This window comes from Mesorhizobium sp. M7A.F.Ca.CA.004.04.2.1, assembly GCF_004022825.1.
Classification (GTDB): domain Bacteria; phylum Pseudomonadota; class Alphaproteobacteria; order Rhizobiales; family Rhizobiaceae; genus Mesorhizobium.
In genome coordinates this window covers 1-5,243 of sequence record NZ_RZPH01000378.1, presented here as the reverse complement: position 1 = coordinate 5,243, position 5,243 = coordinate 1, and the positions used below count along the sequence as shown (strand labels likewise).

Here is a 5,243-nt window from a genome sequence, read left to right as displayed (position 1 = left end):
ATATTGGAACCGACCGCAAGAGCGCTGAGACCAACCAGCACCGCCTTGCGGTTCAAGCGGCCGATGAGAACATTGCTCAACATGGCCGTCACGGCGCCGACGGAAGCGGTGGCGGTGACGACCTGGCCGGCCGTCCCCTCGCTGATGCCGAGATCGCGTGCCATTGGCGTCAGCAGACCTGCGGGCAGGAATTCGGCCGACACCAGGGCAAAGCTGGTGGCCGCCAATGAAATGACCGCGAACCAGGTGGCTGAACTCCACGCGGCTGGTGCATCGGCATCAAGGCCAATCGCGGCGTCTTCAATCTGTAATGTTGTGTCAGTCACGGAAAGATCTCCAAAGTTTGGAGGTCTTAAATAGGCGAGTCCGCTCGGATGATATGTATCTTAGAATCCGAAATTCATATCCATTCGTCCGGGAATTGTGCGGCGCACAACGCCCGGCGAGACATTGGTGATGCGCTTGAACGCGCGCGCGAAGGATGCCTCGGAATCATAGCCCAAACGGGTAGCGACTTCGGCAACCGACAAGCCGTTTTGGCCCAGCAATTCGCGGGCAAGCTGCATACGCAGGCGGGCGAGATAGTGTGCGGCACCCTCCCCCAATACCGCACTGAAACGCTCGGCGAAAATCGAACGCGATTGGCCTGCCACGCCGGCCAGGCTTCCCAGCGTCCAGTTGTGGCCGGGGTCGCGGTGCATGGCCGCCAAAGCGCGGCCTATATGGGGGTCGCGGATGGCTGCGAGCCAACCGGTGGTCGAGGCTCCGTTGCAATTGACCCAGCAGCGTATGAGCCGGGCCGTCAGCAAGTCGGCCATACGCGACAGAATCGTGGCGCTGCCCATCTGCGGTTGCGAGGCCTCCACCGTCATGGCCGCCAGCAAAGGACCGACGACCGGGTCATTGCCGGCCACGTCGCAACCCTTGATGACGGGCGGCATCAACGTTATCAATGGGTTGAGCGCATAGGAGTCCAAGGCCATGGAGCCGCAGAAAAGGGTGCTCGTGGCGCCCGTTCCTTGCCGTACCACTTCGCAGACGTTGCCCCCCAACTTGATCACCTGGCAACCTTCGAGCGAGTCCCCTGCAACGTCCGGCGCGCTCGCCAGCCGATGGGCGATGCCTTGCGGCAGCAGCACCAGATCGCCATCGCGCAACTCCTGCCAGCCTTGCGATTCAGTATGAATCCAGCACGGGCCCTGGCCGACAAAGTGAAACCGAAGCAGCTGTTGTTGCGGAAAGTCTATGCTCCATGGGTGCCGGAGCTCGCAGCGGCCATAGTTGACACCACTCAAGCGAAAGTCTTGCAGAACTTCGCTGAGCGCATCCATCGGGATATGTGGCGTCGAAGACGGACGGGACGAATAGTCAGGCATATACCTGATATAGATGCCGAACGTCCGGCAGGCAAGCGGGGACCGTTGTTCCACCAGGTGAATCGTTGCAGCGGCGCCCTACCCTTCCCGGCAGATTTCTCGCCTTGCCTCCCACTCCAACTGCATGCAAGGAGTTTCTGCTAGACACAGGGACAAGAGGCATGGCGGCGGAAGCATCGGGCAGTGATCTGGTTCAGGTGGTGGCACTGCTTGCTGCCGGCGTCGTTGCCGTTCCGATCTTCAAGCGCATGGGCCTTGGCTCGATCCTCGGCTATCTGGCCGCCGGCGTGGTGATCGGTCCGTTCGGCTTCGGCGTCTTTTCCGAATCGGAAGCCATTCTTCATGTCGCCGAGCTCGGTGTGGTGATGTTCCTGTTCATCATCGGGCTGGAAATGCAGCCGTCGCGGCTGTGGGGCCTGCGCCGTGAGATCTTCGGCCTCGGCGCGCTGCAGGTCGGCGTCTGCGCGCTTCTGCTGACCGGTGTCGGCATGGCTGGAGGGTTTCCGATCGCGCAATCCTTCGTCGCCGGCGCCGGCTTCGTGCTGACCTCGACGGCGATCGTCATGCAACTCCTGGAGGAACGCGGTGAAATCGCCGCACCGAAAGGCCAGCGCATCGTATCGGTCCTGCTGCTCGAGGATCTTGCCATCGTGCCGCTGCTGGCCCTGATCGCGTTCCTGGCGCCCGGCGGTACCGACACCAGCCTGATGGAGCGGCTGACCGAAATCGGCATCGGCCTTGCCGCGATCATCGGCCTGGTGGTGGCCGGCCGTTATCTGCTCAACCCGTTCTTCCGCATCCTGGCGGATGCCCGTGCCCGCGAGGTGATGACGGCGGCGGCACTTCTGGTCGTCCTTGGCTCCGCCCTCGCCATGCAGCTCAGCGGCCTGTCGATGGCGATGGGTGCCTTCCTGGCCGGCGTGCTTTTGTCTGAATCGACCTTCCGCCACCAACTCGAAGCCGACATCGAACCCTTCCGCGGCATCCTGCTTGGCCTGTTCTTTCTCGCGGTAGGCATGTCGCTCGACCTGCATGTGGTCGCGGCGAACTGGCGGCTGATCGCCATCTATGTCGTCGCCTACATGGTGATGAAGGCATTCGGTATCTACATCGTCGCCCGCATCCTGAAATCAGGTCACCGCGAAGCCCTGGAGCGCGCGGTCTTCATGGCACAAGGCGGCGAATTCGCCTTTGTCCTTTACTCGGCGGCCGCGGCGGTCGGCATCATCGATGGCCAGGCCAACGCGACGCTGACGGCGATCGTCATCATCTCCATGGTGCTGACGCCGCTGGCCATCATCGCCTTGCGCTATCTGACGCCGCGTGACGAGCAGTCGCTCGACGGGGTCGATGTCGCCGATGGCCTGACCGGCAGCGTGCTGGTCATTGGTTTCGGCCGCTTCGGCCAGATCGCGAGCCAGCCGCTGCTGCTGCGCGGCATCGACGTCTCGATCATCGACAATGACGTCGAGATGATCCAGGCGGCGGCCGATTTCGGCTTCAAGGTCTATTATGGCGACGGCACGCGACTGGACATCCTGCATGCCGCCGGCGCCGGCCGTGCGCGCGCCGTGCTGATCTGCGTCGACAAGGCCGATGTGGCTGTTCGCATCGCCCAGTTGATCAAGGCTGAGTTTCCTTTGCTCACCGTGCTGGCCCGCGCTTTCGATCGTGGTACCGCGCTGCAGCTCATTCGCGCCGGCGTCGACTACCAGCTGCGTGAAACCTTCGAATCCGCACTTGTTTTCGGCGGCTCGGCCCTGGAATCGCTGGGCGTCGATCCCGAAGACGTGGCTGAAACGATCGAAGACGTCAGGCGCCGCGACACCGACCGCTTCGAAACCCAGCTTGCCGAAGGCATTCGCGCCGGACAGCGCTTCCTGAGAGGCAATATCGGTACGCCGATTCCGACACCGCTCTCCACGCCGCGCCGGCCTGGTCAGGCACTCAATGAAGAAACCGCGGGTGTGCTGCACAAGTCCGAACCCGCCGATTGAGCAAGGAATTAGGCATGGAATTGGACAGCAGGGCCCTGTCGGTCACCAAATTCTGGCGCGATGCCGGCGAGGATGCCTGGTTCGAGAAGAACGAAGCATTCGATGCCGAGTTCCGCGACCGCTTTCTCGGCCTGCACTACGCCGCCGCGCGGCGTGAATGCGACGACTGGCTGGAACATGCCGAAGGCGCGCTGGCGCTGATGATCCTGCTCGACCAGTTTCCGCGGAACTGTTTTCGCGGCACCGGCCATATGTACGCGACCGATCCGCTCGCCAGATATTTCGCGGAGAGGGCGATCGCGGCTGGTCATGACCTGGCACTCGAGGAAGAACTCCGCGTTTTCCTCTACCTGCCTTACGAGCATTCGGAACTGCTGGCCGACCAGGACATTTCGGTCGAACTGACGCAGGCCTGGGCCGAGCCATACCTGAAGTACGCTGTCGAACACCGCGATATCATTCAGAATTTCGGCCGTTTTCCGCACCGAAACAAGATGCTTGGCCGCGAAACCACCCCGCAGGAGCAGACGTTCCTGGATGGCGGCGGCTTCTCCGGTTAAAGACCCCGCTCCAAGGTGTGTTGAGATTCAGGTCAGGCCGAGTCGAAAACGGTGGGTTCCGAGAACCGGAGCGGAGCGTACATTTGGGTACGTGAGCACCGGAAGCGCAGGAACTCGCCGTTTGCAGGCCGGCATCACCTGAATATCAACGCACCTAGGCCAACCACCAATCCCGGCCGGAGGACAATCGCTCGATGCCTGAAGTATCGACGGCGACCAGGCGGTCGGTGATGCTGCGACCGCTGACAACCAGGCCGGGCGCGATCTCGGCCAGCGGCGCCAGCACGAAGGCGCGCTCCAGCATGCGCGGATGCGGCACCTCCAGTCCGGTCTCGTGGATGACGCGGTCCCCGAACACCAGAATGTCGATATCGATCAGCCGCGGCCCCCAGCGCTCCTCCCGCACCCGCTTCAGCTTGCGCTCCGCATCGAGGCAGAGGTCGAGCAAGGCACGCGGTGCAAGCACGGTGGAAATCTCGGCGGCCGCATTGAGAAAATCGGGCTGATCGAGCTTGCCCCAGGGCGGCGTGCGATAAAGCGAGGAGACGCCGGTGACACGCGTATCCGCGTCGGCATCCAGCATGCGCAGCGCCGCGCCCATGGATTTCGCCGGATCGCCAAGATTGCCGCCAAGGCTGAGATAAACGGTACTATTCGGGCCAGACAACGGTCACCTCGACATAATCGAGCACGCCAGGCACCGGTGCGTTCGGCTTGCGCACCGTGATCTCGGCTTTCTTAATCTGCGGAAAACGCGCCGTCAGCGCACGGGCCACTTCGAGCGCCAGCGACTCGATGAGAAAACGGCGCTGCCCGGTGATGATCTTCTCAATGACGGTGAATGCAATGCCGTAGTGGACTGTATCCTCGATCGAATCCTCGGCAAGCGCGCGGCCTGGATCGACGGTGAGAACAGCATCGACATAGAAGCGCTGGCCGAGCCTTTCCTCCTCGTCCAGCACGCCGTGCCGGGCAAAGAAAGCGCAGTTCTTCATGCGGATGACATACATCGCTCAGTTTCTCGCCTGGTCCGTCCGACGCGCCAGCATAGCATCCGCGAGCGCCAAAGCGTCCACGTTGAATGCGACATCGTGGACGCGAAACAGATCGGCGCCCTGGAGCCTCAATATAACGCTGGTCGCCGCTGTTCCGACCCCTCTGTCGGCGGCATCACGGCCGGTGACCGTGCCGATGAAGCGTTTTCGCGACGTACCGGCCATCAGCGGCAGGCCGAGGGCATGCAATTCCGAAAAGCGTGCCATCAGGTCGAGATTTTCCTCCGCCGTCTCCTTGGCGAATCCGAAACCGGG

The 5,243-nt window shown here is 62.5% G+C and carries 6 protein-coding genes and 1 pseudogene; 2 read left to right on the top strand and 5 right to left on the bottom strand.

Annotated elements, in window-relative coordinates:
- Positions 1–326, bottom strand: a pseudogene (locus EN893_RS17730) (MFS transporter); the annotation flags it as partial.
- Between the two features lie 60 nt (positions 327–386).
- Positions 387–1,376, bottom strand: coding sequence for an AraC family transcriptional regulator (locus tag EN893_RS17725; protein WP_023813030.1), 990 nt, complete (start codon positions 1,374–1,376; stop codon positions 387–389).
- 161 nt (positions 1,377–1,537) lie between these two features.
- Between EN893_RS17725 and EN893_RS17720 the strand changes: the two genes are divergently transcribed.
- Both EN893_RS17720 and EN893_RS17715 read left to right on the top strand, forming a co-directional pair.
- A complete protein-coding gene (locus EN893_RS17720) occupies positions 1,538–3,373 on the top strand; it encodes a monovalent cation:proton antiporter-2 (CPA2) family protein (RefSeq protein ID WP_127272683.1) in 1,836 nt (611 codons plus the stop codon).
- A 14-nt stretch (positions 3,374–3,387) separates the two neighbouring features.
- Positions 3,388–3,933 carry a DUF924 family protein gene (locus EN893_RS17715; protein ID WP_127272684.1) on the top strand — a complete coding sequence of 182 codons (546 nt, stop codon included), beginning with the start codon at positions 3,388–3,390 and terminating at the stop codon, positions 3,931–3,933.
- 154 nt (positions 3,934–4,087) lie between these two features.
- On the opposite strand, the gene folK is transcribed toward EN893_RS17715, so the two are convergent.
- The 3 genes from folK to EN893_RS17700 form a co-directional block, all read right to left on the bottom strand.
- Positions 4,088–4,600 carry a 2-amino-4-hydroxy-6-hydroxymethyldihydropteridine diphosphokinase gene (folK, locus tag EN893_RS17710; RefSeq protein ID WP_127272685.1) on the bottom strand — a complete coding sequence of 171 codons (513 nt, stop codon included), beginning with the start codon at positions 4,598–4,600 and terminating at the stop codon, positions 4,088–4,090.
- Positions 4,584–4,943 carry a dihydroneopterin aldolase gene (folB, locus tag EN893_RS17705; RefSeq protein WP_023813034.1) on the bottom strand — a complete coding sequence of 120 codons (360 nt, stop codon included), beginning with the start codon at positions 4,941–4,943 and terminating at the stop codon, positions 4,584–4,586. Before folB ends, folK begins: the two co-directional genes overlap by 17 nt.
- 3 nt (positions 4,944–4,946) lie before the next feature.
- A partial coding sequence (locus EN893_RS17700; RefSeq protein ID WP_164900937.1) for a dihydropteroate synthase occupies positions 4,947–5,243 on the bottom strand: 297 nt, incomplete at its 5' end.

Excerpts from the sequence above, each read along its gene's own strand:
- EN893_RS17715 (WP_127272684.1), top strand. The coding sequence starts at position 3,388 with ATGGAATTGGACAGCAGGGCCCTGTCGGTCACCAAATTCTGGCGCGAT.
- folB (WP_023813034.1), bottom strand. The coding sequence starts at position 4,943 with ATGTATGTCATCCGCATGAAGAACTGCGCTTTCTTTGCCCGGCACGGC.
- EN893_RS17720 (WP_127272683.1), top strand. The coding sequence starts at position 1,538 with ATGGCGGCGGAAGCATCGGGCAGTGATCTGGTTCAGGTGGTGGCACTG.
- EN893_RS17725 (WP_023813030.1), bottom strand. The coding sequence starts at position 1,376 with ATGCCTGACTATTCGTCCCGTCCGTCTTCGACGCCACATATCCCGATG.